24 protein-coding genes are annotated in these 23275 nt (G+C 73.4%); 22 read left to right on the top strand and 2 right to left on the bottom strand.

What is annotated here, in order from left to right; all coding sequences use genetic code 11:
* Window positions 1-8: 8 nt before the first annotated feature.
* The gene (locus tag OG386_RS11820; protein ID WP_327382533.1) at window positions 9-1106 is read right to left on the bottom strand and encodes a Gfo/Idh/MocA family protein; all 1098 of its coding nucleotides are present in this window, start codon (window positions 1104-1106) and stop codon (window positions 9-11) included.
* Between the two features lie 372 nt (window positions 1107-1478).
* On the opposite strand from OG386_RS11820, the gene OG386_RS11815 reads away from it, so the two are divergent.
* From OG386_RS11815 to OG386_RS11805, 3 genes are all read left to right on the top strand, one after another.
* The gene (locus tag OG386_RS11815) at window positions 1479-2363 is read left to right on the top strand and encodes a glycosyltransferase (protein ID WP_328788121.1); all 885 of its coding nucleotides are present in this window, start codon (window positions 1479-1481) and stop codon (window positions 2361-2363) included.
* A gap of 128 nt (window positions 2364-2491) precedes the next feature.
* Window positions 2492-3898: an MFS transporter gene (locus OG386_RS11810; protein WP_328788120.1), complete on the top strand. Its 1407-nt coding sequence runs from the start codon at window positions 2492-2494 to the stop codon at window positions 3896-3898.
* A 2-nt stretch (window positions 3899-3900) separates the two neighbouring features.
* Entirely contained in the window at window positions 3901-4914 is a 1014-nt protein-coding gene (locus OG386_RS11805) for a TolB-like translocation protein (protein WP_405790839.1), read from the top strand.
* Window positions 4915-4929: 15 nt separating this feature from the next.
* Here OG386_RS11805 and OG386_RS11800 read toward each other — a convergent pair whose 3' ends face one another.
* Complete coding sequence (locus tag OG386_RS11800) at window positions 4930-5790, bottom strand: alpha/beta hydrolase family protein (protein WP_328788118.1); 861 nt, start codon at window positions 5788-5790, stop codon at window positions 4930-4932.
* Window positions 5791-6014: 224 nt separating this feature from the next.
* On the opposite strand from OG386_RS11800, the gene OG386_RS11795 reads away from it, so the two are divergent.
* The 19 genes from OG386_RS11795 (at window position 6015) to OG386_RS11710 (ending at window position 23265) form a co-directional block, all read left to right on the top strand.
* Complete coding sequence (locus OG386_RS11795) at window positions 6015-6446, top strand: hypothetical protein (RefSeq protein WP_328788117.1); 432 nt, start codon at window positions 6015-6017, stop codon at window positions 6444-6446.
* Window positions 6443-6946: a hypothetical protein gene (locus OG386_RS11790; RefSeq protein WP_328788116.1), complete on the top strand. Its 504-nt coding sequence runs from the start codon at window positions 6443-6445 to the stop codon at window positions 6944-6946. The genes OG386_RS11795 and OG386_RS11790 overlap by 4 nt, the downstream gene beginning before the upstream one ends.
* A gap of 115 nt (window positions 6947-7061) precedes the next feature.
* The gene (locus OG386_RS11785) at window positions 7062-7433 is read left to right on the top strand and encodes a hypothetical protein (protein ID WP_328788115.1); all 372 of its coding nucleotides are present in this window, start codon (window positions 7062-7064) and stop codon (window positions 7431-7433) included.
* A gap of 186 nt (window positions 7434-7619) precedes the next feature.
* Window positions 7620-9362, top strand: coding sequence for a hydrogenase maturation protein (locus OG386_RS11780; RefSeq protein WP_328788114.1), 1743 nt, complete (start codon window positions 7620-7622; stop codon window positions 9360-9362).
* Window positions 9363-9433: 71 nt separating this feature from the next.
* Window positions 9434-10489, top strand: a complete 1056-nt coding sequence (locus tag OG386_RS11775; RefSeq protein ID WP_327382526.1) for a hydrogenase expression protein HypE — start codon at window positions 9434-9436, stop codon at window positions 10487-10489.
* A gap of 78 nt (window positions 10490-10567) precedes the next feature.
* Complete coding sequence (locus tag OG386_RS11770) at window positions 10568-12352, top strand: nickel-dependent hydrogenase large subunit (RefSeq protein ID WP_328788113.1); 1785 nt, start codon at window positions 10568-10570, stop codon at window positions 12350-12352.
* Complete coding sequence (locus OG386_RS11765) at window positions 12349-12882, top strand: hypothetical protein (protein ID WP_328788112.1); 534 nt, start codon at window positions 12349-12351, stop codon at window positions 12880-12882. The genes OG386_RS11770 and OG386_RS11765 overlap by 4 nt, the downstream gene beginning before the upstream one ends.
* Window positions 12879-13562 (top strand): DUF5947 family protein, encoded by a 684-nt coding sequence (locus tag OG386_RS11760; RefSeq protein ID WP_328788111.1) that lies wholly within the window; start codon window positions 12879-12881, stop codon window positions 13560-13562. Before OG386_RS11765 ends, OG386_RS11760 begins: the two co-directional genes overlap by 4 nt.
* Window positions 13559-14269: a DUF6084 family protein gene (locus OG386_RS11755; RefSeq protein ID WP_328788110.1), complete on the top strand. Its 711-nt coding sequence runs from the start codon at window positions 13559-13561 to the stop codon at window positions 14267-14269. The genes OG386_RS11760 and OG386_RS11755 overlap by 4 nt, the downstream gene beginning before the upstream one ends.
* The gene (locus OG386_RS11750; protein ID WP_328788109.1) at window positions 14266-15690 is read left to right on the top strand and encodes a hypothetical protein; all 1425 of its coding nucleotides are present in this window, start codon (window positions 14266-14268) and stop codon (window positions 15688-15690) included. Before OG386_RS11755 ends, OG386_RS11750 begins: the two co-directional genes overlap by 4 nt.
* Entirely contained in the window at window positions 15687-16232 is a 546-nt protein-coding gene (locus tag OG386_RS11745; protein ID WP_328788108.1) for a hydrogenase maturation protease, read from the top strand. The genes OG386_RS11750 and OG386_RS11745 overlap by 4 nt, the downstream gene beginning before the upstream one ends.
* The gene (locus OG386_RS46920; RefSeq protein WP_384388423.1) at window positions 16229-16333 is read left to right on the top strand and encodes a DUF6893 family small protein; all 105 of its coding nucleotides are present in this window, start codon (window positions 16229-16231) and stop codon (window positions 16331-16333) included. Before OG386_RS11745 ends, OG386_RS46920 begins: the two co-directional genes overlap by 4 nt.
* Before the next feature lie 138 nt (window positions 16334-16471).
* Entirely contained in the window at window positions 16472-16867 is a 396-nt protein-coding gene (locus OG386_RS11740; RefSeq protein ID WP_328788107.1) for a hydrogenase maturation nickel metallochaperone HypA/HybF, read from the top strand.
* A gap of 3 nt (window positions 16868-16870) precedes the next feature.
* Complete coding sequence (gene hypB, locus OG386_RS11735) at window positions 16871-17704, top strand: hydrogenase nickel incorporation protein HypB (protein WP_328788106.1); 834 nt, start codon at window positions 16871-16873, stop codon at window positions 17702-17704.
* Entirely contained in the window at window positions 17704-20028 is a 2325-nt protein-coding gene (gene hypF, locus OG386_RS11730) for a carbamoyltransferase HypF (protein ID WP_443053164.1), read from the top strand. Before hypB ends, hypF begins: the two co-directional genes overlap by 1 nt.
* Window positions 20029-20064: 36 nt before the next feature.
* Window positions 20065-20424 carry a HypC/HybG/HupF family hydrogenase formation chaperone gene (locus OG386_RS11725; RefSeq protein ID WP_327382516.1) on the top strand — a complete coding sequence of 120 codons (360 nt, stop codon included), beginning with the start codon at window positions 20065-20067 and terminating at the stop codon, window positions 20422-20424.
* Entirely contained in the window at window positions 20421-21581 is a 1161-nt protein-coding gene (hypD, locus tag OG386_RS11720; protein WP_328788104.1) for a hydrogenase formation protein HypD, read from the top strand. The genes OG386_RS11725 and hypD overlap by 4 nt, the downstream gene beginning before the upstream one ends.
* Window positions 21574-22635, top strand: coding sequence for a hydrogenase expression/formation protein HypE (hypE, locus tag OG386_RS11715; RefSeq protein WP_328788103.1), 1062 nt, complete (start codon window positions 21574-21576; stop codon window positions 22633-22635). Before hypD ends, hypE begins: the two co-directional genes overlap by 8 nt.
* A gap of 318 nt (window positions 22636-22953) precedes the next feature.
* On the top strand, window positions 22954-23265 hold the full coding sequence (locus OG386_RS11710; RefSeq protein WP_328788102.1) for a hypothetical protein: 312 nt from the start codon (window positions 22954-22956) through the stop codon (window positions 23263-23265).
* Window positions 23266-23275: the final 10 nt, after the last annotated feature.

The raw sequence follows: 23275 nt of genomic DNA, 5'->3' as shown, positions 1-23275 counted from the left end.
GCGGACGGTCAACGCCCGGTGCGCAGTCCGACGACCGCTCCGCGGAACTCCAGGCTCCGGGAGGCGGCTTCCAGGATGTCCAGCACCTTCAGTCCCGCCCGGCCGTCCGTCAGCGGCGGCCGTCCCGTCCTGATGGACGTGGCGAACTCCTCGACCATGCTGCGCAGAGCCTCCTTCTCGCCGATCGCGGGCGCCACCATGTCGCCGGTCCGGTAGGAGACGAGCATGTCCCGGCGCTCGTCCGCGCCGATCTCCTGCGGGGCGCTCAGGTCCACTCCGCGGTCGAACACCGCGACGCGCTGGGTGGGGTTGAGGTCGTCCCACACCAGCGTGCGCTTGGACCCGCCGACCATGGTGGTGCGCACCTTGGTGGGGGAGAGCCAGTTGACGTGCACGTGCGCGATGGCGCCGGTGCTCAGCTGGAGGGTCAGATAGGCCACGCAGGACTGGCCGGCCCCGATGGGATCGGCTCCGTGCGCGGCGACGGCGACCGGCTGCACGTGGTCCGGGAGGATGAAGTCCAGGACGGACAGGTCGTGGGGGGCCAGGTCCCACAGGACGTCGATGTCCTTCTGGACGAGCCCCAGGTTGATCCGTACCGAGTCCACGTAGTGGATCTCGCCGAGTTCGCCGGAGCGGACCATCTCGCGGATCCGGCCCACGGCCGGGGTGTAGCAGTAGGTGTGGTCGCACATCAGCGTGAGACCGCGCTCCTCGGCCTCGTTCACCAGCCGCAGGCCGTCCTCGTACGTGGCCGCCAGGGGCTTCTCCACGAGGACGTGCTTGCCGGCGCGCAACGCGGCCAGTGCGACGTCGAGGTGCGTTCCCGCCGGGGTGGCCACGGCGACCGCGTGGACCTCCGGGTCGGCGAGGACCGCCTCGTAGTCGCCGGTCGCCTGGACCGTGGAGTACGCGCCGAGCACCTGCCGGGCCCGGTCCACGTTCAGGTCGCAGAGCCAGCGCAGCCGGAACTGATCGCTGGACTGGAAGTTCCGGACGAGATTGGGGCCCCAGTAGCCCGCACCGACCACGGCGACACCTAAGGGGGCGGACCCCTTGCCGGTGGCGCCCGCGTCCTGCCCCGCGTCCTTCGCGGTGTCCTTCACGGCGATTCCCTTCCTTCCGCGCACGCCGGACGGCGTGTCGCCAACTCATGGCCGGGACGCGTGTGATGGAGGGAGATGCCGTCGACGGCAGCCCGGACGCCTGGGCGTCCCGTGCGTGACCTGCTCAACGGTGATGGCCCCCCACAACCGATGCCCTACGTGATCCGTGTGCTTCGCCCCCCGGCCCGACCGCCTGTTCCCCACAAGCAGGCCGAACCCGTACCGCTTACCGCCTAAGCCCGCTGCCGGACACCGCTCCGCCGAAGCGTGCCGAATCCGGTCGGCGCCGCTCAATCTAGTCCACCGGGCGTACCCCCGGGCAGAGTTGACGTAATCGCCTGGAGCGGGTGTTCGACCGTGCATACTGCCCGGGTGACCAGCATCGTGATACCGGCCCACAACGAAGGCCGGGTCATCGGCCGCCTCCTCGACGCGCTCCTGGCCGACACCTCGGCGTCCGGGCCCGACATCGTCGTGGTGTGCAACGGCTGTACGGACGACACCGCCCGCGTGGCGGGCGAGCGCGGCGACCGCGTACGGGTGGTCGAGATCCCGACCCCCTCCAAACACCGGGCGCTGCGGGTCGGCGACGAGCACGCGCGGGGTTTCCCCCGGCTGTACGTGGACGCCGACGTCGTCGTCGGGGCCGCCGACGTGGGGGCCCTGGTGGACACCCTCGACCGGAGCCCGGAGCTGCTCGCCGCCGCCCCCGGCCGGGACGTCCCGCTGGGCGGCTGCGCCTGGCCGGTGCGGGCGTACTACCGGGTGTGGCAGCGGCTGCCCGCCGTCCGAGAGGGGCTCTTCGGCCGGGGGGTCATCGCCGTGACCGAGGCGGGGCACGCGCGGATCGCCGCGCTGCCCCCGCTGATGGCCGACGACCTGGCCGCGTCGCTGGCCTTCGCGCCCGGGGAGCGGCGCGTGGTCGAGGAGGCCCGGGTGGTCGTCCGCCCGCCGCGCACCTGGTCCGACCTGATCCGGCGGCGGGTCCGCGCGGCGACCTCCTCCGCCGAGTACGAGCGCTTCCAGGCGGCGCGACGGGCGGGTGCGCCGGAAGCCGCAGCGGAGCAGGTGTCGGAGCAGACAGCGCGTACCGGCACGGCCGATCTGCGCGCCCTGCTGCGGGCCCAACCGGCGCTACTGCCGGGGGTGGTGGTGTTCGTGGTGGCCGCGCTCGCCGCCCGCCGGGGCTCCCGGAAGGCCATCCGCGACCAGGACTTCTCCACGTGGCTGCGGGACGAGAGCAGCCGGGAGGGCTGAACCCCCGGCCGATGCGGGGGCGTACGGCCGAATCTGTTCGTACGCCGCACCGTTGGCACGTACAACCATTAGGGTTCCACTCGCACGTTCGAGTGAACTCAGTCCGTCGGCATCGGGAGCTCCAGAGCATGTACCTCGCGGACCGCTCCGCGCCCGCGCCCGGGGGTGCGAAGACCGCTGCGGACCGGGGACCCGTCCGGGCTCCCGCGGTCGCCTCGACCGTCCTCGCCCTGGGCACGGTCAGCATGATCACCGACATCTCCTCCGAGATGGTCACCGCCGTCCTACCCCTGTACCTGATCGCCGGCCTGGGCCTGAGCCCCCTCGGCTTCGGGGCGCTGGACGGCGTCTACAACGGGGTCAGTGCCCTCGTGCAGCTGACCGGCGGCCACCTCGCCGACCGGGTCCGCAACCACAAGTTGATCGCCGGCATCGGCTACGGCCTGTCGGCCCTGTGCAAACCGCTGCTCCTGTTCGCCCACAGCCTGGGCCCGATCAGCGTGATCCTCACGCTGGAACGCACCGGCAAGGGACTGCGCACGGCCCCGCGCGACGCGCTGATCTCCCTGTCCACACCGCCCGAGTTACAAGGGCGCGCCTTCGGCGTGCACCGGGCGATGGACACCACCGGGGCGCTGCTCGGCCCGCTCGCCGCCTTCTTCATCCTGAGCCTGACGGTCGACGGCTACGACGCCGTCTTCGGCGTCAGCGCCTGCGTCGCCGTACTCGGTGTCGTGGTGCTCATGCTGTTCGTCCCGTCCGGCGGCGACACCCGGCCCGGGCCGTCCGGCGGAGCCAAGGCCACCGCAGAGGCCGCCACCACCGCCACGGCCACCGCAGAGGTCGCCGCCGTCCCCGGCGCGGACCGGCCGGCCCCCGTACGACTGCGCGACGCGCTCGGCCTGTTGCGCCTGCCCCGCCTGCGCAACCTGGCCGTCTGCGCCGTCCTGCTGGGCCTGACCACCGTCAGCGACGCCTTCGTCTACCTGCTCCTGCAACGCCGCACCGGCATCGGCGACCAGTGGTTCCCGCTCATGCCGCTGGGCACCGCCGCCGTGTTCCTGCTGCTCGCCGTGCCCGCCGGAGCCCTCGCCGACCGGATCGGCCGGCGCACCGTCTTCCTCACCGGCCACGCCCTCCTGCTGGCCGGCTACGGGCTGCTGCTGTGGGCCCCCGCCTGGCCCGCCCTGCCCTACCTCGTCCTCGCCCTGCACGGCATGTTCTACGCCGCCACCGACGGCGTGCTGCCCGCCGCCGTCGCCGCCACCGTCCCCGGCGAGCTGCGCGCCACCGGCATGGCCCTGGTCGGCACCGGCCAGGCGCTGGCCCGCTTCGGCTGCTCGCTGGCCTTCGGCGCGGCCTGGACGCTCTGGGGCACCGGCCCGGCGCTGGCCGCCGCCGCGGTCGGGCTGCTGTGCTGCGCCGCCGTCGCCGGCTTCGTCCTGCGCCCGGCAGCGCCCCAGGACACCCGACCCGAACCGAACCCGAACCCGAAACCGAAGTCGAACCCGAAGCCCGTGAGGCCCCCCAGATGACGCTGTCGAACTCACGCCGCCTGCTCGTCCTCGCGGTGGCGGTGCTGCTGCTCGGGGGCCTCGCCGTCGCACTGGTGCTGCGCGCCGCCACGCGCGACGACGAGCCGTCGGCCGGCGGTCCGACGATCGCCGCCGGGACCGTCACGCTCGACCGGCCCGGCTCCCTGACCTTCCTCAACGGCGGTCAGGGACCGCACCGCGGAACCCTCGCCTCGGTCCCGGCCGACGCACCCGAGTCCGCGCGCACCGCCTCCGAACTGGGCTGCCAGCGCTTCTACGCCGCCGCGGGCACCGGCGTGTGCCTGCGCTCCACGCCCGGCGCGCTCGCCCAGGACAACAAGGCCCTGATCGTCGACTCCGAACTGCGCACGCTGCGCAGCTTCCCCCTCGCGGGCACCCCGAGCCGGGCCCGCGTCTCGCCCAGCGGCCGGTTCGCCGCCTGGACCGTCTTCGTCTCCGGCGAGTCCTACGGCGCCGCGTTCTTCTCCACCCGTACCGCGATCGTGGACACCCGCACCTGGAAGCTGGAGGCGAACCTGGAGGAGTTCGCCATCGACATGGACGGCCGGGAGCACCGCGCCCAGGACGTCAACTTCTGGGGGGTCACCTTCTCCAAGGACGACGACACCTTCTACGCCACCGTCTCCACCGGCGGCGAGACCCACCTGGTCAAGGGATCGATCTCGGGGCGCAGCGTCAAGACCCTGGTCAAGAACGTCGAATGCCCTTCCCTGTCTCCGGACGAGACGCGCATCGCGTACAAGAAGCGGGTCCGGGCCGGGGCCTCGCTGTGGCGCGAGCACGTGATGGACCTCGGGACGCTGCGCGACCACGCGCTCGCGGAGAAGCGCAGCGTGGACGACCAGGCCGCCTGGCTCGACGACCGTACGCTCGCCTACGGCCTGCCCACCGACGGCGCCGCCGACAGCACGGACCTGTGGACCGTGCCCGCCGACGGCAGTGGCACCCCGCACCTGCTGGCCCCGGGAGCCTCCTCCCCGGCCCGGCTCGGCTGACACCTGCGAGGAGTGTCAGGCCCGGTCCACGAAGTCCCGTACCCGTGCGACGAGTGCGGCGTTGTCGCGGATCCAGCCGTAGTGGCGGCCGCCCGGTGCGCCTTCGCCGAGTGCGAGCTCCTCGTACGTCACCCGCGCGCTCGTGAGCTTGTCGCAGAGCCCCCGCACTCCGCCGGGCGGTGCCATGGGGTCGCCGGCGATGGCCACCGCCAGCACCGGCAGGTCCATCGCGGCCAGCCGGGGCTCGAAGTCCACCGGTGAGGACGGCACGTCGTAGCGGCCCGTCCGGACCTGGGTGGCCATGTCCCGCAGGACCTGGGCGGAGTCGTTCCCCAGCACCCCCAGGCGGCGGCCGGGGAAGTACCCGTAGGCGGTGGCGAAGGCGGCGGCGAGCTGGAACCCCGCGAGCATGCCCAGGCTCTGCGGGAAGGGCCAGCCGCGGTAGTGGCAGGACGGGGCGCCGACCAGGATCGCGCCCGCGGCCATGTGCGGCTCCCGGCTGAGGTAGAGCACGCCGAGCTGCCCGCCGAGGCTGTGCCCGAGCAGGTGGCGCGGCGCCCGGGGGAACGCGGCCGCGACGGCCCGGAAGAGCGCGGGGCAGTCGTACGCCACCATCTCGTGGTAGCCGTAGCGCACCCCGCGCCGCACCTGGACCGAGCTCGTGCCCTGCCCCCGCAACTCCCCGATGACCACCTGGAACCCCGCTTCTACGAGGGCCTCCGCCAGGGGCGTGTAGGAGACGGCCCTGGTGCCCATGGCGGGCAGGCACACCAGCACCGCTGCCGACGGATCGTCGGGACTCCGGTGGAGCCGGATCCGGACCGTGGCCCCGTCCTCGGAGCGCACCGTCTCCGTGGTCACTTCGGCGGATGACATGACCGACCTCCCTCGCTCGTGGCCATCCTGCGCACATCGCGGACGACGTCCAACGGTTTCCGGCCCCGGCCCGTCGGCCGCCGGGCGGTGGCGTGACGTTGCACGCGGAAAAGCGAACGTGTGATGATCCCTGCCGTGACCACGAGCGAGGAGGGCCGAGGTGCAAACCCGCAGCCCAGCCCGGTCGTTGGGCCGGACGTACCTCCGGAAGTGCCGAAGCTGAAATGACTCGAACGTTCACGTACCGGCTCAGGAGCCCGCTCGGCGGACTGGCGGCGGACCTCTCGGTCCGGATCGTGCCACCGGGCGAAGCAGCGGCGCCTTCCGTGGGGATCCACCGGGGAGTCCGCCTCCTGCTCCCGGCGGCGGGCGTGTTCTGGGAGGACCTGGCCTGGCTCTCCTTCGTCGTCGCGCTCCGTGCCGAGGAGCTGTGCGCCAGGCATCCGGAGGGCGTGCACCTCGAGATCGTCTCCCTCGACTTCCCGCTGACCGACTACCGGCCGGAGGTCGCTGGCCTCGCCATGGACGGGTGGCTGCGAGCGGAGTTCGACCTGCCCGATACCGGAATCAGCTGCTCGTACACGGGCGGCGCGGACCCCTATGCCTTCGCATGGGGCGCTGCGGAGCTGCCGCTACGGAGCCCGCGGCCGTGGTGACCGGCGTCGAATTCCTCGCCTCCTTCCTCAGGACCGGCCGTCTGCACGGGATCGGCATCGGTTCCACCCTCGGCGAGGTCGACCGGGCCGTCCGCCACCGCTTCGTCGACGTGGTCGACGAGGAAGGCCGGTCGCTGCGCCGTGACTACGGGTTCGTCGAGTTCTACTTCAACCACGGCAACGCGTGGGTGATGTCCGGCGGCTCCATCGAACTGCACCGGCTCGCGTCCGGCCCGGACGGGGCGGAGGACTGGGCACGGACCACGGGGGTCGAGTTCCCCCGCTACGTCGCCTGGGGGGACGTGCGCGACGCACTCGCGCGCGTCCCCGGAGCCCCGGAACTCGAGGTCGGCGACCAGGGCGGCTTCCTGGAGTACCGGGCGGCGGCGTCCCACGTCTCGGTGATCGTCGTGGACGACGAGGAGGAGGAGCGGGGCTACCACGCGGGCCACGGGGACGTGTGGAGCGTCAGCCTGTGGGCCCCCGTACGGGCGAGCTGACCGTCCGGGGCCGGCAGCGGCACCGGACGGCCCCGCTCCTTCCCGGCCTGGGCCGGTCGGGTGCTCGACCGGCCCGGAGGGGATGGGGTGCGGTCCGAGCGGGCACGTGCAGGGCATGGCCTTCGAACATCCCGCGAAAAAGGGCGGCCAGGGGCGGCTCGGACGATTCGAGAAGCTGGCGGAGCTGGCCTCGAACTTCACCAGCTCGCCCGCCTTCTCCGTGTTCTGCGTCCTGCTGGTGGCCGGCTTCGTCGCGGCCCACCTCGCCCACCTGGACGTGAGCTGGCAGCACCTGTTCGGCGACGCCATGGGCGCGGTCGCCCTGCTGCTCCTGGCCCTGCTGAAGAACTCCGAACGCAGGGCCGAGCACGCGATCCAACGCAAACTCGACGCCATCGCCGCCGCCCTGCTGGAGCAGTACGAGGGCGAGCCGGGCCGCGCGCAGCGGGAGCTGGCCGAGGCCATCGGCATCGAGGACGGCGAATAGCCGGCCCCTCCTTGGGCCGAGCGGACCCCGTAACGGGCGCTTTCGAGTGACCCGCCGCGCGGGGCTCGGCCGGGGGCGCCCCGAACTCCCCGACCATCTCAGGCGGCCGGTCATCTTCCGGCCACGGGCCGCCGACCAGGCCGGGCACCGCGCACGCGCGGCTCCGGGCCGCCGCTGGGAGATCACGTGTACGTCCTGCTCGTGGCGAGCGCGTTCAACAGCCTCACGCAGCGAGTCCACGCCGAGCTGCGCGACCACGGCCACCACGTCGCGGTCGAACTCGCCCTCCCCGGATCCGCCCTGACCGACGCCGTACGCAGGCACCGCCCCGACCTCGTGATCGCCCCGATGCTGCGCACCGCCATCCCCGAGGAGGTCTGGGCCGCCCACACCTGCCTGGTCGTCCACCCCGGTCCGGTCGGCGACCGCGGCCCCTCCTCCCTCGACCGGGCCGTCCAGGACGGCGAGCCCCGATGGGGGGTGACGGTCCTGAAGGCCAATGCGGAGATGGACGCCGGCGACGTCTGGGCGAGCGTCGCATGCCCCCTGCCGCCGGTCGGCAAGAGCGACCTCTACCGCGGCGAGATCGCCGACGCCGCTCTGGAGGCCGTCCTGCTCGCGGTGGAACGGTTCGCCTCCGGCACGTACGCCCCGCAGCCCCAGACGAGCGGCCGCGCCCGGCCACTGCTGCGCCAGGACGACCGCCGGATCGACTGGGAGCACGACACCACCGAGGACGTCCTGCGCGCGCTGCGCGCCGCCGACTCGCAGCCCGGCGTACGCGACGACCTGCTCGGCGGCGAGTGGTACCTGCACGGCGGTCACCGCGAGGAGCACCTGCGCGGCCGCCCGGGCGAGCTGCTGGCCACCCGGACCGGGGCGCTGTGCCGGGCCACCGCCGACGGGGCAGTCTGGATCCCGGAACTGCGCGCCCGCCGCCGGCCGGGCGGCCCGGCCACCCCCAAGCTGCCCGCCGCGCTCGCGCTCGGGGACCGGCTGCCCCCGCTCCCCGAGGTGCCCGCGCCGCCGCCCTGCGGCCCCCGCCGGGGCAACTGGTCCGACATCGGCTACGACGAGGAGGGGCAGGCCGGATTCCTGTCGTTCGCCTTCCCCGGCGGCGCCATGAGCACCGCGCACTGCCGCCGCCTGCTGGACGCGTACCGAGCGGCCCTCACCCGCCCCACCAGCGTCCTGGTCCTCGGCGGCGGCCGCGACTTCTTCTCCAACGGCATCCACCTCGGCGTCATCGATGCCGCGACCGATCCGGCCGAGGAGTCCTGGGCCAACATCAACGCCATGAACGACCTGGTCGAGGCGGTGCTGACCACCACCGACCGGCTCGTGGTCAGCGCGCTGGGCGGCAACGCCGCCGCCGGCGGGGCCATGCTCGCCCTCGCCGCCGACGAGGTCTGGTGCCGCTCGGGCGTCGTCCTGAACCCGCACTACCGCCTGATGGGCCTGCACGGCTCCGAGTACTGGACGTACACCCTGCCCCGCCGCGTCGGCCCCGCACTCGCGGACCGCCTCACCACCGAGGCCCTCCCGCTGAGCGCCGCCGCCGCCCAGGGGCTCGGACTCGTCGACCGTACGGTCCCCTGCCCGCCCGGGGACTTCGCCCGCGAGACGCAGGGCCTCGCGCTGCGCCTGGCCGCCCTGCCCGCCACCGCCTCCCGGATCGCCGCGAAGAAGGCCGCGCGCGAGCGCGACGAGGCGCAGCGGCCGCTGGCCGACCACCGCCGGGCCGAGCTGGCCCTGATGCGGCGGACCTTCTTCGATCCCGAGGCCCCCTACCACGCCCTGCGCCGCGCCTTCGTCCGCAAGGAGCGCCCGGCCGCCACCCCGTTCCACCTGAGCGGGTCGGCCGTCAGGCCGCGCGCCGTCACTGGACTGGCCGCACCTGACGCGGCGCCCGCCCCGGACTGCTGTTAGCAAGAAAGGTGTGGGCGAGGCAGGCCGCCTCCCCGCGCCCCTTCCCGATCACCTCCCCGAGGAGCCGTCCCATGGCCACTGCGACTAAGGACCCGGTCGAGGACCCGCTGATCCACATCCTCTGGATCAACGCGGGTCTGAGCTGCGACGGCGACTCCGTTTCCCTGACGGCGGCGATGCAGCCGAGCATCGAGGAGATCGTCACCGGCGTGCTGCCCGGTCTGCCGAAGATCGCCGTGCACTGGCCGCTGATCGACTTCGAGTGCGGCCCGGTCGGCGGCGCCGACACGTTCATCGAGTGGTTCTTCAAGGGCGAGCGCGGCGAGATCGATCCCTTCGTCCTGGTGGTCGAAGGGTCGATCCCGAACGAGAAGATCAAGCCCGAGGGCTACTGGTGCGGCTTCGGCGACGACCCCGAGACCGGTCAGCCCATCACCACCAGCGAGTGGATCGACCGGCTGGCCCCCAAGGCCCTCGCCGTCGTGGCCATCGGCACCTGCGCCACGTACGGCGGCATCCACGCCATGGAGGGCAACCCGACGGGCGCCATGGGCGTACCCGACTACCTGGGCTGGGACTGGACCTCGAAGGCCGGCATCCCGATCGTGTGCGTGCCGGGCTGTCCGATCCAGCCGGACAACTTCTCGGAGACCCTGACCTACCTGCTCTACCAGGCGGCCGGCTCCGCCCCGATGATCCCCCTCGACGACAAGCTGCGCCCGACCTGGCTCTTCGGGGCCACCGTCCACGAGGGCTGCGACCGCGCCGGCTACTACGAGCAGGGCGAGTTCGCCGAGACCTACGACTCCCCGCTCTGTCTGGTCAAGCTCGGCTGCTGGGGCCCCGTCGTCAAGTGCAACGTCCCCAAGCGCGGCTGGATGAACGGCATCGGCGGCTGCCCCAACGTCGGCGGCATCTGCATCGCCTGCACGATGCCCGGCTTCCCCGACAAGTTCATGCCGTTCATGGACGAACCCCCCGGCGCCAGGGTGTCCGTGGCGGCCAGCGGTGCGTACGGCGCGCTGATCCGCAGGCTCCGGTCGGTGACCGCCCACACCGTGGACGAGGAACCGAAGTGGAGGCAGACCGGCCGCAGCCTGACCACGGGCTACCGCCCGCCCTGGTGACGGTCCCCGGGCCCCAGCCCCACGGAAGCACCCCCCAACTCCCGCTCTCCGCACCGAAGAAGGGTCACGGCAGAAACGATGACACCGCAGACGAAGGCGGCCGCAGACGGCAGCGGCCTGGTGGAGATGGCCTGGGATCCGATCACCCGGATCGTGGGCAGTCTCGGCATCCACACGAAGATCGACTTCAAGCAGAAGCGGGTCGCGGAGTGCTACAGCACCTCGTCGGTCTTCCGCGGTTACAGCGTCTTCATGCGCGGCAAGGACCCCCGCGACGCGCACTTCATCACCAGCCGCATCTGCGGCATCTGCGGTGACAACCACGCCACCTGCTCGGTGTACGCGCAGAACATGGCCTACGGGGTGAAGCCGCCCCACCTCGCCGAGTGGATCATCAACCTGGGCGAGTCCGCGGAGTACATGTTCGACCACAACATCTTCCAGGAGAACCTGGTCGGGGTCGACTACTGCGAGAAGATGGTCCGCGAGACCAACCCGGGCGTCCTGGAGCTCGCCGAGCGCACCCCCGCCCCGCACGCCGGCGAGCACGGCTACAAGACCATCGCCGACATCATGCGCTCCCTCAACCCCATCGAGGGCGAGTTCTACCGCGAGGCGCTCCAGGTCTCCCGCTACACGCGCGAGATGTTCTGCCTGATGGAGGGCCGCCACGTGCACCCCTCCACCCTCTACCCGGGCGGCGTCGGCACCATCGCCTCCGTCCAGCTCTTCACGGACTACATGAGCCGCCTCATGCGGTACTGCGAGTTCATGAAGAAGGTCGTCCCCCTCCACGACGACCTGTTCGACTTCTTCTACGAGGCCCTGCCCGGGTACGAGGAGGTCGGCCGCCGCCGCGTCCTGCTCGGCTGCTGGGGCGCCCTCAACGACCCCGAGTACTGCGACTTCACGTACGCCAACATGACCGACTGGGGACGGAAGATGTTCGTCACCCCGGGCGTGGTGGTGGACGGCAAGCTGGTCACCAACGACCTCACCGAGATCAACCTCGGCATCCGCATCCTGCTCGGCAGCTCGTACTACGACGACTGGCAGGGCCAGGAGCAGTTCGTCACCCACGACCCGCTCGGCAACCCGGTCGACCCGCGCCACCCGTGGAACCAGCACACCATCCCGGCCCCGCAGAAGCGCAACTTCGACGACAAGTACAGCTGGGTCATGTCCCCCCGCTGGTTCGACGGCAAGGACCACCTGGCCCTGGACACCGGCGGCGGCCCCATCGCCCGCCTGTGGTCCACCGCCCTGTCGGGCCTGGTCCACACCGACTACGTACAGGCCACCGGTCACAGCGTCGTGATCACCCTGCCGCGCACGATGACCAAGCCCGAGACCCGCTTCGAGTGGCAGATCCCGAAGTGGAGCAACGCGCTGGAACGCAACCGCGCGCGCACCTACTTCCAGGCCTACGCGGCCGCCATCGCCCTGCACTGCGCCGAGAAGGGCCTCGCCGAGGTCCGTGCCGGACGCACCCAGACCTGGGAGAAGTTCGAGGTCCCGGACGAGGGGCTGGGCGTCGGCTTCACCGAGGCCGTACGCGGCGTGCTGTCGCACCACATGGTGATCCGCGACGGGAAGATCGCCAACTACCACCCGTACCCGCCGACCCCGTGGAACGCCAGCACCCGCGACACCTTCGGCACGCCCGGCCCCTACGAGGACGCCGTGCAGAACACCCCGATCTTCGAGGAGAACGCCCCGGAGAACTTCAAGGGCATCGACATCATGCGCGCGGTCCGCAGCTTCGACCCCTGTCTGCCCTGCGGCGTCCACATGTACGTCGGCGGCGGCAAGACGGTCAAGACGATGCACGTGCCCACCGGCCTGAGCGGACTGGGCGGATGAGCGCCGTGATCGACGGCCCCCGGGCCGGGCGCCGGGTCGAGGAGGTCCTCGACCGGCTCGCCGCCACCGGCGACCGGGCGGCGTGCGCCGCGGCCGAGGAACTGGTCCGCGTCCTCATGGACTTCTACGGCGCCGGGCTCGCCCGGATCGTCGAAGAGGTCGGGGAGGGCCCGCTCAAGGCGGTCTACGACGACGAACTCGTGGCGAGCCTGCTCTCCCTGCACGGCCTGCACCCCGAGGACGTGCACACCCGCATCGCCCGCGCCCTGGCCGCCCACGGCAAACCGGTGGAACTGCTCGGCTTCGACGCGGACACCGGCGTCCTGCGGCTGCGCCCCGCAGCCGCCCCCACCGGCTGCGGCTGCGGCTCGGGCTCCGGCGGCGGCAGCGAAGCCGGGCGGACGCTGGAGGACACCCTGGCCTGCTTCGCCCCCGAGGTGACAAGCGTGGAGCGGGAGCCCGCCGCGGCCCCCGCCCCCGCCCTCCTGCAGATCGGCACCCGGCCCCCGAGCCCGGCGCGGGTGCCGTGAGCGGGCCCGGTCTCCTCCACGACGGCCCGCGCGCCCCGCGCGGGCTGCGCCGGTTCGCGGGCCCGCGCCCGCCCCGGCCCGAGACCTGCGAACTGTGCGGGGCCGCCGTGTCCCCGGACGGCCACCGTCACCTGGTGCAGACCGAACAGCGGGCGCTGATCTGTGCGTGCACCGCCTGCGCCCTGCTGTTCGACCGTCCCGGCGCGGGCACCGGACGCCTGCGCGCCGTACCGGACCGCTACCTCACCGACCCGGCCCACCGGCTCGACGACGGTGCGTGGGAGCTCCTCCAGATCCCGGTCGGCGTCGCGTTCTTCTTCCGCAACGCCGCCCTCGACCGGCTGGTCGCCCTCTATCCGAGCCCGGCCGGAGCCACCGAGAGCGAACTCGACCCCGAGACCTGGCAGGGCGTGCTCGGCAGCGGCCGGCTGGCCGCGCTCCTCGAACCCGACGTCGAGGCGCTGCTGCTGCGCCGCTCGCAGGACCGCACCGACTGCTACCTGGTGCCGATCGACATCTGCTACGAGCTGGTGGGGCGGATGCGGCTGCTGTGGCAGGGCTTCGACGGCGGGGCGGAGGCCCGGGCCGCGCTGACGACCTTCTTCGAGCAGGTCGAACGACGGGCCAGGGCCCTGCCCCGGACGGCGGACGAGGACGAGGACAGGGACGGGATCCGATGACGGAGTTCGCCTTCACCTGCACCGGGGTGCGCGCCGACGCGTACGCCGCCGGCCCCACCCTCGTCTTCCGGCTGCGGATCACCGCGGCCGGGGGCGCCCGGGTGCACGCCATCGCCCTGCGCTGCCAGATCCGCATCGAACCGGCCCGGCGCGGCTACGGCCCCGCCGAGGCGGAAGGGCTCGCGGACCTGTTCGGCGAGCGCTCCCGCTGGGGCAACACCCTCCAGCCCGTGCAGTTCGCCCAGGTCTCCGTCATGGTCCCGAGCTTCACCGGGGAGACCGAGACCGACCTGGTCGTGCCCTGCACCTACGACATGGACATCGCCGCCACCCGGTACTTCGAAGCCCTGACGGAGGGCGAGGTACCGCTGCTGATGCTGTTCTCCGGCACCGCCTTCACCGGTGACGCCGGCTTCCGGGTCGAGCCGGTGCCCTGGGACCGCGAAGCCGCGTACCGGATGCCGGTGTCCGTGTGGCGCGAGATGGTCGAACAGCACTTCCCCGGCTGCGGCTGGCTGCGCCTGCCCCGCGACACCATGGACGAGCTGCTCGCCTTCCGCTCCCGCCACGCCCTCGCCTCGTGGGAGGCGACCGTACGGGCCCTGCTCGACGCGGCCGCCCCGCCGCAACCGCCGCCCGGGACCGGATCGGGGCCCGTCCGGCTGGGCGCCCTCCTGCCGCGCCTCACCGAGAGGGCGGCTCCGTGACCACGACGACCACCCCCCACTCCCGCTTCGCGGTCGCCCGACAGGTGGCCGACGCGGTCCTGCTGGAGGGGTACGTGCTCTACCCGTACCGGGCCTCGGCCGCGAAGAACCGGCTGCGCTGGCAGTTCGGTGTCCTCGTGCCCCCGGCCTGGGGCCGCGCGCACGAGGAGCACGTCTTCCAACAGACCGAGATCCTGATGGAACCGCGGGGCGCGGCGACCCTCGCCCTGGAGCTGCGCTTCCTTCACGCGCAGCGGCGTACGGTCCAGCGGGCCACGGACGGCGGCGGCTTTACGGAGGTCGCCGAACTGCACCTGGCCGACCGGGTCCTCGTGCCCTGGGACGAGGGCGCCGAGGAACGGGTGGAGGTGAGCGTCCCCGTCGCCGAGCTGCTGGGCGACGACGGCGTCACCTTCCCCTTCCGCCGCCCCGCCCGCGTCGACCCCGAGCCCGTCGTGGACGTCGACGGGCGTACGGTGGGCCGCCTGGTGCGCCGGACCGAGGAGATCGAGGGCGTGCTGCGGTTGCACGCCACCGAACTCCCCGGCGCCTACCGGGTGCTCCGGCTGCGGGCCGTGGTGGAGAACACCAGCCCGTGGACCCCGCCCGCCGGGTCCGGACCCGCCGACCGCGAGGCCGCCCTGCCCCACTCGCTGGTCGCCGCCCACCTGCTGCTGGGCCTGGACGGCGGATCGTTCCTGTCCATGACCGACCCGCCCGAATGGGCCAGGCAGGCGGTGGCCGCCTGCGAGAACCGCCACACCTGGCCGGTGCTCGCGGGCGAACCGGGCCGCGCCGACGTGGTCCTGTCCTCCCCGATCATCCTGGAGGACCACCCGGCCATCGCCCCCGAGAGCGCGGGCGCCATGTACGACGCCACCGAGATCGACGAGATCCTCGCGCTGCGCACGGCCGCCCTGACCGAGCAGGAGAAGCGCGAGGCCCGCGGCACCGACCCCCGGGCAGCCGCCGTGATCGACCTCGCCGACTCCATGCCCCCCGAGGTGTTGGAGCGGCTGCACGGCGCCGTACGCGCCCTGCGGGAGGTCACCGGCCCGGAGCAGCCGCAGCTGCTCACCGAACTCCCCTCCGACGACGTGGTGTTCCGGCCCGACACCCCCTGGTGGGACCCGGCCCGTGCGGACACCGCGGACCCGGCCCGCGACCGGATCACGGTCGACGGCGCCCGGGTGGGCCCCGGAAGCCGCGTCCTGCTCCGCCCCGGACTGCGCCGCACCGATGCCCAGGACCTGTTCCTCCAGGGCCGTACCGCGCTGGTCGAGGCCGTGCTGCACGACGTCGACGGGGGAGTGCACCTCGCCGTCACCGTGGAGGACGACCCGGGCGCGGACATCCGGCGGGAACAGGGCAGGTTCCTCTACTTCCAGCCCGACGAGGTCACCCCCCTGGAGGACGCGTGAACGAGCGGGTCCTGATCGCGGGCATCGGCAACGTCTTCCTCGGCGACGACGGCTTCGGCGTCGAGACCGTACGGGCGCTGGCCGAGCACCCCCTGCCCGACGGGGTCGAGGTGGTGGACTTCGGCGTGCGCGGCGTCCACCTCGCCTACCAGCTCCTCGACGGCTACGACACGCTCCTGCTGGTCGACGCCACCGCACGCGGCGGCGAGCCGGGCACCCTCTACCTGATCGAGGCCGACGGCGGCGCGGGCCCGGGCCCGGCCGGCGCCGGGGCACCGCCGCCCGTCCTCGACGGCCACCACATGTCCCCCGACGCCGTCCTCGCCCTGCTGGACACCCTGTGCGCCGGGACCGGAGCCACCCCGCCGCGGCGCACGCTGGTGCTCGGCTGCGAACCGGCCGGCATCGAGGAGGGCATCGGACTGAGCGCACCCGTGGCCGCCGCCGTACCGGAGGCCGTACGCACGGCCCTGGACCTGATCCACGGCCGGACCCACGACGAAACCGACCGGCCTGGCCGCGAACTGAGGAGAACACCGTGAAGAAGGCCTTCATCGGCGGGGCCGCGGCCGTCGCCGTCACCGCCGTCCTGCTGCAGATCCTCCCCGACCTCCGGCGCTACCTGCGCATGCGCCGGATGTGACACCGCCGCGGGCTCGGCCACGGGTGCAGGTGCGCACCCGGGCGCCCGAATGGCGTACGGGGCGCGCCGCGCACCGGCGTGCCCGACCGCACGGACTCCGTCCCGCCGGTTCAATGAGCCCCGGCAGGACGGAGTCCGATGCACGAGATGTCGATCGCCATGGCCGTCGTGGGCCAGGTGGAAGAGGCGGCCCGGTCGGGCGGCGCACAGGCCGTGACCTCCGTACGGCTGCGGGTCGGTGAGCTGGCGGGCGTGGTCCCCGATGCTCTGGCCTTCTGTTTCGAACTGGCCTGCGCCGGAACGGTCCTCGAAGGCGCCGAACTCGTCACGGAGTCCGTGACGGCCCGCGCCCGCTGTGGCTCCTGCCCCGGCACCTGGGCGGTGGGCATGCCCCCCGAACTGTGCTGCCCCGGATGCGGCAGGGCCACCGAAGTGGAACTGCTGTCGGGCCGTGAGCTGGAGATCCTCAGCGTGCGCTGGGAAGACGGCCCCGCCGGTGCAGCTACCCGCGAACCGATTCCCAAGGAGGCCTGAACCATGTGCCGAACGGTCGATCTGCGGCAGGCGGTGCTCGCCAAGAACGACGCCACCGCCCGGGTCCTGCGCACCGAACTCACCGCGCGCGGTACGACGGTGGTCAACCTGCTCTCCAGCCCCGGCAGTGGCAAGACGGCGCTGCTGGAGCGCGAACTGCTCCTCGCGCGGGAGCGGGGCGTGGCCGTGGCGGCGCTGACGGCCGACCTGGCCACCGAGAACGACGCGCTGCGGCTGGCCCGTTCGGGCGTACCGGTCAAGCAGGTCCTCACCGACGGGCTGTGCCACTTGGAGGCCGCGATGCTCGGCCGGCACCTGGACGGCTGGCTGCCCGAGGACACCCGGCTGCTCTTCGTGGAGAACGTGGGCAACCTGGTCTGCCCGGCCGGCTACGACCTGGGGGAATCGCTGCGGGTGGTGCTCGCCTCGGTGACCGAGGGCGAGGACAAGCCGCTGAAGTATCCGACCGCCTTCGGGCTGGCCCAGCTGGTGGTGGTCACCAAGACCGACATCGCGCGGGCCGTCGAGTTCGACGAGGCGGCCTTCCGCGCCAACGTCGAGCAGGTCAACCCCGGGGTGGAGGTGGTGCTCACCTCGGCGCGGGCGGGCACGGGCCTGGGCGTCCTGCTCGACCGGGCGCTGGCGGCCGGGTCCGGTACCCGTACGCACACACCGGTGATGGCCCGTCAGCAGCAGGCGCACGCGCACGGCCACGACCACGACCACGAGCATGACCACGAGCACGGTCACGAGCACGATCACGACGAGGACCTCGACCAGGGCCACGATCACGAGCACCCGCACCCGCACGTCCACACGGCCGCGCAGACCCGCTGATGGAGGCGGTGCAGCGACGCCGGGTCACCGTCCGGGGCGTGGTCCAGGGCGTCGGCTTCCGACCCTACGTCTACACCCGCGCGACCGGGCTGGGCCTGGCCGGGCACGTCACCAACACCCCCGAGGGCGTCGTCGCGGAGGTCGAGGGCGCCCCGGCAGCAGTGTCGCGGTTCTGCGAACGGCTCGCGGCGGACGCACCCCCGCTGGCCGTCGTCGACGCCGTCGACCACTGGGAGGTCCCCGTCGCGGGCGGCACCGGATTCACCATCATCGCCTCCCGGACCGGCGGCCCCGCCCGCACGCTGGTCTCCCCGGACGTGGCCACCTGTACCGACTGCCTCTCCGAGCTGGCCGACTCCGCCGACCGGCGCCACCGGCACCCCTTCATCACCTGCACCCACTGCGGGCCGCGCTTCACCATCGTCACCGGGCTGCCGTACGACCGCGCCCACACCACCATGGCCCCGTTCCCCATGTGCCCCGACTGCGCCCGCGAGTACGGGGACCCGGCCGACCGCCGCTTCCACGCCCAGCCGGTCGCCTGCCCGGCCTGCGGCCCCCGCCTCAGGCTGCTCACCGGGCGGCCGCCCCGCGAGCGCGCCGGCGCCGACCCGGTGGCCGGGGCCCGGCGGCTCCTGGTGGCCGGGGCGATCCTCGCCGTCAAGGGCCTGGGCGGCTACCACCTGGCCTGCGACGCCACCGACGCGGGCGCGGTGGCCGAGCTGCGCCGGCGCAAGGGGCGCGGGGACAAGCCCTTCGCCCTGATGGCCCGGGACCTCGCCGACGTCGAGCGGTTCGCACACATCGGCCCCGAGGAGCGGGAGTTGCTCACCGGCGCCGTACGGCCCATCGTGCTGCTCCGCCGGCGCGCCGGTGCGGGCGGCCCGGACGGGGTCGCCCCCGGCGCTCCCGACCTCGGCGTGATGCTCCCCTACACCCCCGTCCACCACCTGCTGCTCGGCCTGCCCGGGGACCCCCCGGGACCCCGGCTGCTCGTCATGACCAGCGGGAACCTCGCCGGGGAACCGATCGTCACCGACGACGACGAGGCCCTGGAGCGGCTCGCCGACCTCGCCGACGGCTGGCTCACGCACGACCGCCCCATCCACGTGCCGTGCGACGACTCCGTGGTGCGGGTGTGCGACGGCGAGACGCTGACCGTGCGCCGCTCGCGCGGGTACGCCCCGCTCCCGCTGACCCTGCCGGTGCCCGTCCCCGCGAGCCTCGCCGCGGGCGGGGACCTGAAGAACACCTTCTGCCTCGGCGAAGGGCACCGGGCCTGGCTGTCCGCCCACATCGGCGACATGGACGACCTCGCCACCCAGTACGCCCTCGACGGCGCCGAGCGGCAGCTGGAGTCCATCACCGGCGTCGCCCCCGTGCTCCTCGCCGCCGACCGGCACCCCGGCTACCGCTCCACCCGGTGGGCGGAGCGCGCCGCGGGCGCCCGGCCGCTCGTCCGCGTCCAGCACCACCACGCGCACATCGCCTCCACCCTGGCGGAACACGGCCGGGGCGCCGGCCGCCCGGTGATCGGGGTCGCCTTCGACGGCACCGGCTACGGCGACGACGGCGCCGTGTGGGGCGGCGAGGTCCTCCTCGCCGACTACGCCGGGTTCACCCGGTTCGCCCACCTCGCCTACGTCCCGCTGCCGGGCGGCGACGCCGCGGTGCACCGCCCGTACCGCATGGCACTGTCCCATCTGCGGGCCGCGGGCATCGACCGGACCCCGGAGCTGCCCTGCGCGGCCGCCTGTCCGCCGGGAGAACTCGCACTGTTGGAACGCCAGTTGGAACGGGGGCTGAACTGCGTCCCGACTTCCAGCATGGGCCGCCTCTTCGACGCCGTCTCCTCCCTGGCCGGCATCTGCCACCTGGCCGGCTACGAGGCGCAGGCCGCCATCGAGTTGGAGGGTGCGGCGCTGGGCGCGAGCGGAGCCGATTCCGGACCCGGCTACGCCTTCGGCCTGCACGAGGCGCCCGGCCCCGACGGCGGTCCGGTCATCGCCGATCCGGCGCCCGTACTGGCCGCCGTGGTGGCCGACGTCCGCGCCGGCACGGACCCGGCGCTGATCGCCGCCCGCTTCCACACCGGTGTCGCCGCCCTCGTCGCCACGCTCTGCTCGCTCGCGCGCGAGCGGCACGACCTGGACACCGTCGCCCTGACCGGCGGGGTCTTCGCCAACACCCTGCTCTCCTCGGCGTGCGCCCGGCGCCTCGGCGCCGCCGGATTCACCGTCCTGCGGCACGGCCGGGTCCCCCCGAACGACGGCGGGCTGTCCCTCGGCCAGCTCATGGTGGCCGCCGCGCACCACACCCCCTGACACGCCCCCTGACACACCCACAGCAAGGAGAAGCCCATGTGCTTGGCGGTGCCCGGCAGAGTGCTCGACATCGGGGAGAAGGACGGCACCCGCATGGCCACCGTCGACTTCGGCGGTGTGCAGAAGGAGGTGTGCCTGGAGTACCTGCCGGACCTCCAGGTGGGCGAGTACGCCATCGTCCACGTGGGCTTCGCCCTCCAGCGCCTCGACGAGGAGTCGGCCAAGCAGACCCTCGAACTCTTCGCGCAACTCGGGATGTTGCAGGAGGAGTTCGGCGATCCGTGGGAGCAGGCCGCCGCGGCCGGCGGCGATCCCTGGCCCTTCGCCGACGATCCCGGTCCCGAACCCGAACCCACGCCCGTCCTCGCCGCACCGCAGGAGGAAGTCCAGCCGTGAAGTACATCGAGGAGTTCCAGGACCCCGCCCTCGCCCGCCGGCTGCTGGACGACATCCACGCCACCGTGACCCGCCCCTGGGCCCTGATGGAGGTGTGCGGCGGCCAGACCCACACCATCATCCGACACGGGATCGATCAACTGCTGCCGGAACTAGTGGAGTTGATTCACGGCCCGGGCTGCCCGGTGTGCGTCACCCCGCTGGAGGTCATCGACAAGGCGCTGGAGATCGCCTCCCGGCCCGATGTGATCTTCTGTTCCTTCGGGGACATGCTCCGGGTGCCCGGGACCGGGCGCGACCTGTTCCAGGTGCGCAGCGAGGGCGGCGACGTACGCGTCGTCTACTCCCCGCTCGACGCGCTGCGGATCGCCCAGGAGAACCCGAAGCACCAGGTGGTCTTCTTCGGCATCGGCTTCGAGACCACGGCGCCGCCCAACGCCATGACCGTCCACCAGGCGAAGAAGCTGGGCATCCCCAACTTCAGCCTGCTGGTCTCCCACGTCCGGGTGCCCCCGGCGATCGAGGCGATCATGCAGTCGCCGAGCTGCCGGGTCCAGGGCTTCCTCGCCGCCGGGCACGTGTGCAGCGTGATGGGCGTGCGCGAGTACCCCGAACTGGCCGCGCGCCACCGGGTGCCGATCGTGGTGACGGGCTTTGAACCGCTGGACATCCTGGAAGGCGTACGCCGGGCCGTACGGCAGCTGGAGCGCGGCGAACACACCGTCGACAACGCCTACGCGCGCGCCGTGCGCCCCGAGGGCAACCCGGCCGCCCTCGCCATGCTGGAGGACGTCTTCGAGGTCACCGACCGGGCCTGGCGGGGCATCGGCGTCATCCCCGACAGCGGCTGGCGGCTATCGGAGCGCTACCGGGACTTCGACGCCGAACACCGCTTCTCGGTCACCGGCATCAACACCCGTGAACCGGCCGAGTGCCGCAGCGGCGAGGTGCTCCAGGGGCTGCTGAAACCGCACGAGTGCGAGGCCTTCGGCACGCTGTGCACCCCGCGCAGCCCGCTCGGCGCCACCATGGTCTCCAGCGAGGGCGCCTGCGCCGCGTACTACCTCTACCGGCGGCTGGAGCTGGGAACCGTGCCCGCCGCCGCGACCGCCCCGACCGCTGCGAGCGCCCCGCTGGAGGCGAGCCCCGTTGTCTGACACCGCACTCGACGTCACGGGCTGGACCTGCCCGGCCCCGCTGCGCGACCGCCCCCGCGTGGTGATGGGCCACGGCGGCGGGGGAGCACTCTCCGCCGAGTTGGTCCAGCACCTCTTCGCCCCGGCCTTCGGCGGTGACGTGCTCGCCCAGCTCGGGGACTCCGCGGCCGTCTCCCTGGGCGGGGTCCGGCTGGCCTTCTCCACCGACTCCTACGTGGTGCGGCCGCTGTTCTTCCCCGGCGGCTCCATCGGCGACCTCGCGGTCAACGGCACGGTCAACGACCTGGCCATGAGCGGAGCCGAAGCGGAGTACCTGTCCTGCGGGTTCATCCTGGAGGAGGGCGTCGAGATGTCGGTGGTGGCGCGCGTGGCCGAGGCCATGGGCGCGGCCGCGCGCGCCGCGGGCGTGGAGGTCGCGACCGGCGACACCAAGGTCGTGGAAGCGGGCCACGGGGACGGCATCTACATCAACACCGCGGGCATCGGCGTCATCCCCGACGGGGTGGACCTGCGCCCGCAGCGCGTCGTACCCGGAGACGTCGTCATCGTCAGCGGTGAGATCGGTCTCCACGGCGTGGCGATCATGAGTGTCCGCGAGGGACTCGAATTCGGCGTGGACGTCCAGAGCGACTGCGCGGCCCTGGGCGGCCTCGTCCGGAGCATGCTCGCGGTCACCCCGGACCTCCACGTCCTGCGCGACCCCACCCGGGGCGGTCTGGCGGCCTCCCTGAACGAGATCGCGGCCGCCTCGGGCACCGGTGTCGTGATCCACGAGGGCCGCGTCCCGGTCCCCGCGGCCGTCGCCAACGCCTGTGCGATCCTCGGGCTCGACCCGCTCTACGTGGCCAACGAGGGCAAGCTGGTCGCCTTCGTGCCCCGCGAGCACGCCGACGCCGTCCTCGACGCCATGCGCGCCCATCCGCTGGGCCGCCACGCGGCGGTGATCGGTGAGGCCGTCGACGCCCACCCGGGCCTGGTCGTGGCCCGCACCGCCCTCGGCGGCACCCGCGTGGTCGACCTGCCGATCGGGGAGCAGTTGCCGCGCATCTGCTGACCGGTGCCGAAGGGCGGGTGCCGAAGAGGGGTGCCCAAGATGGGTGCCGGCCCCGATGTGCGGCGGCGGTGGGCCGGGCGATGCTAGAGGTGTCCGCGAAGCCCCTCCCGGCCACCGTCCGGAGCCCCCCGGGCCCGTGGCGCCCCGCGCGCCGCCCGCCCGCTGCGAGGTCCGGCCGCCGGCCGCTTCGCGGACCCGCCCGGACGGCGAACACCCCCATGTCCCGACGGCGTTGACGTGGAGCGGCCCGCGCCCCCGCGGGGAGCCCGCTCCCGCGCCGTCGCCCGGTCGACGGAGAGGAGCGGGGTCGTGCCGCGCATGCCGCGATCCGACGATACGAGGGCCGAAGGCCCCGACCGGAGCCCCGGCGCAGGGCGCCCGAGGCCCCCGAGGCTGCCGCAGGGCCCGCGGTCACCGCAGAGCCCGCAGAGCCCGCAGCTGCCCCGGGCGTACCGGCGGGCCGGTGCCTGGCTGGCCGTGTTCCTGGGGTTGTGGGGCGCGGTGGCCGGGGTCACGCTTCCCAACGGGCTCGTGCTGGCGGCCGGGCTGGTCGTGGCCGCGCTGGCGGTGAACCGGCTGGGCGCGGAGCCCCGTACGGCCCACCGGTCCAAGCCTGCGGCCCGGCCCTGACGGCCCGGCC

The organism is Streptomyces sp. NBC_00273 (assembly GCF_036178145.1).
Classification (GTDB): domain Bacteria; phylum Actinomycetota; class Actinomycetes; order Streptomycetales; family Streptomycetaceae; genus Streptomyces.
This window is presented reverse-complemented; position numbering and strand designations above follow the sequence as displayed.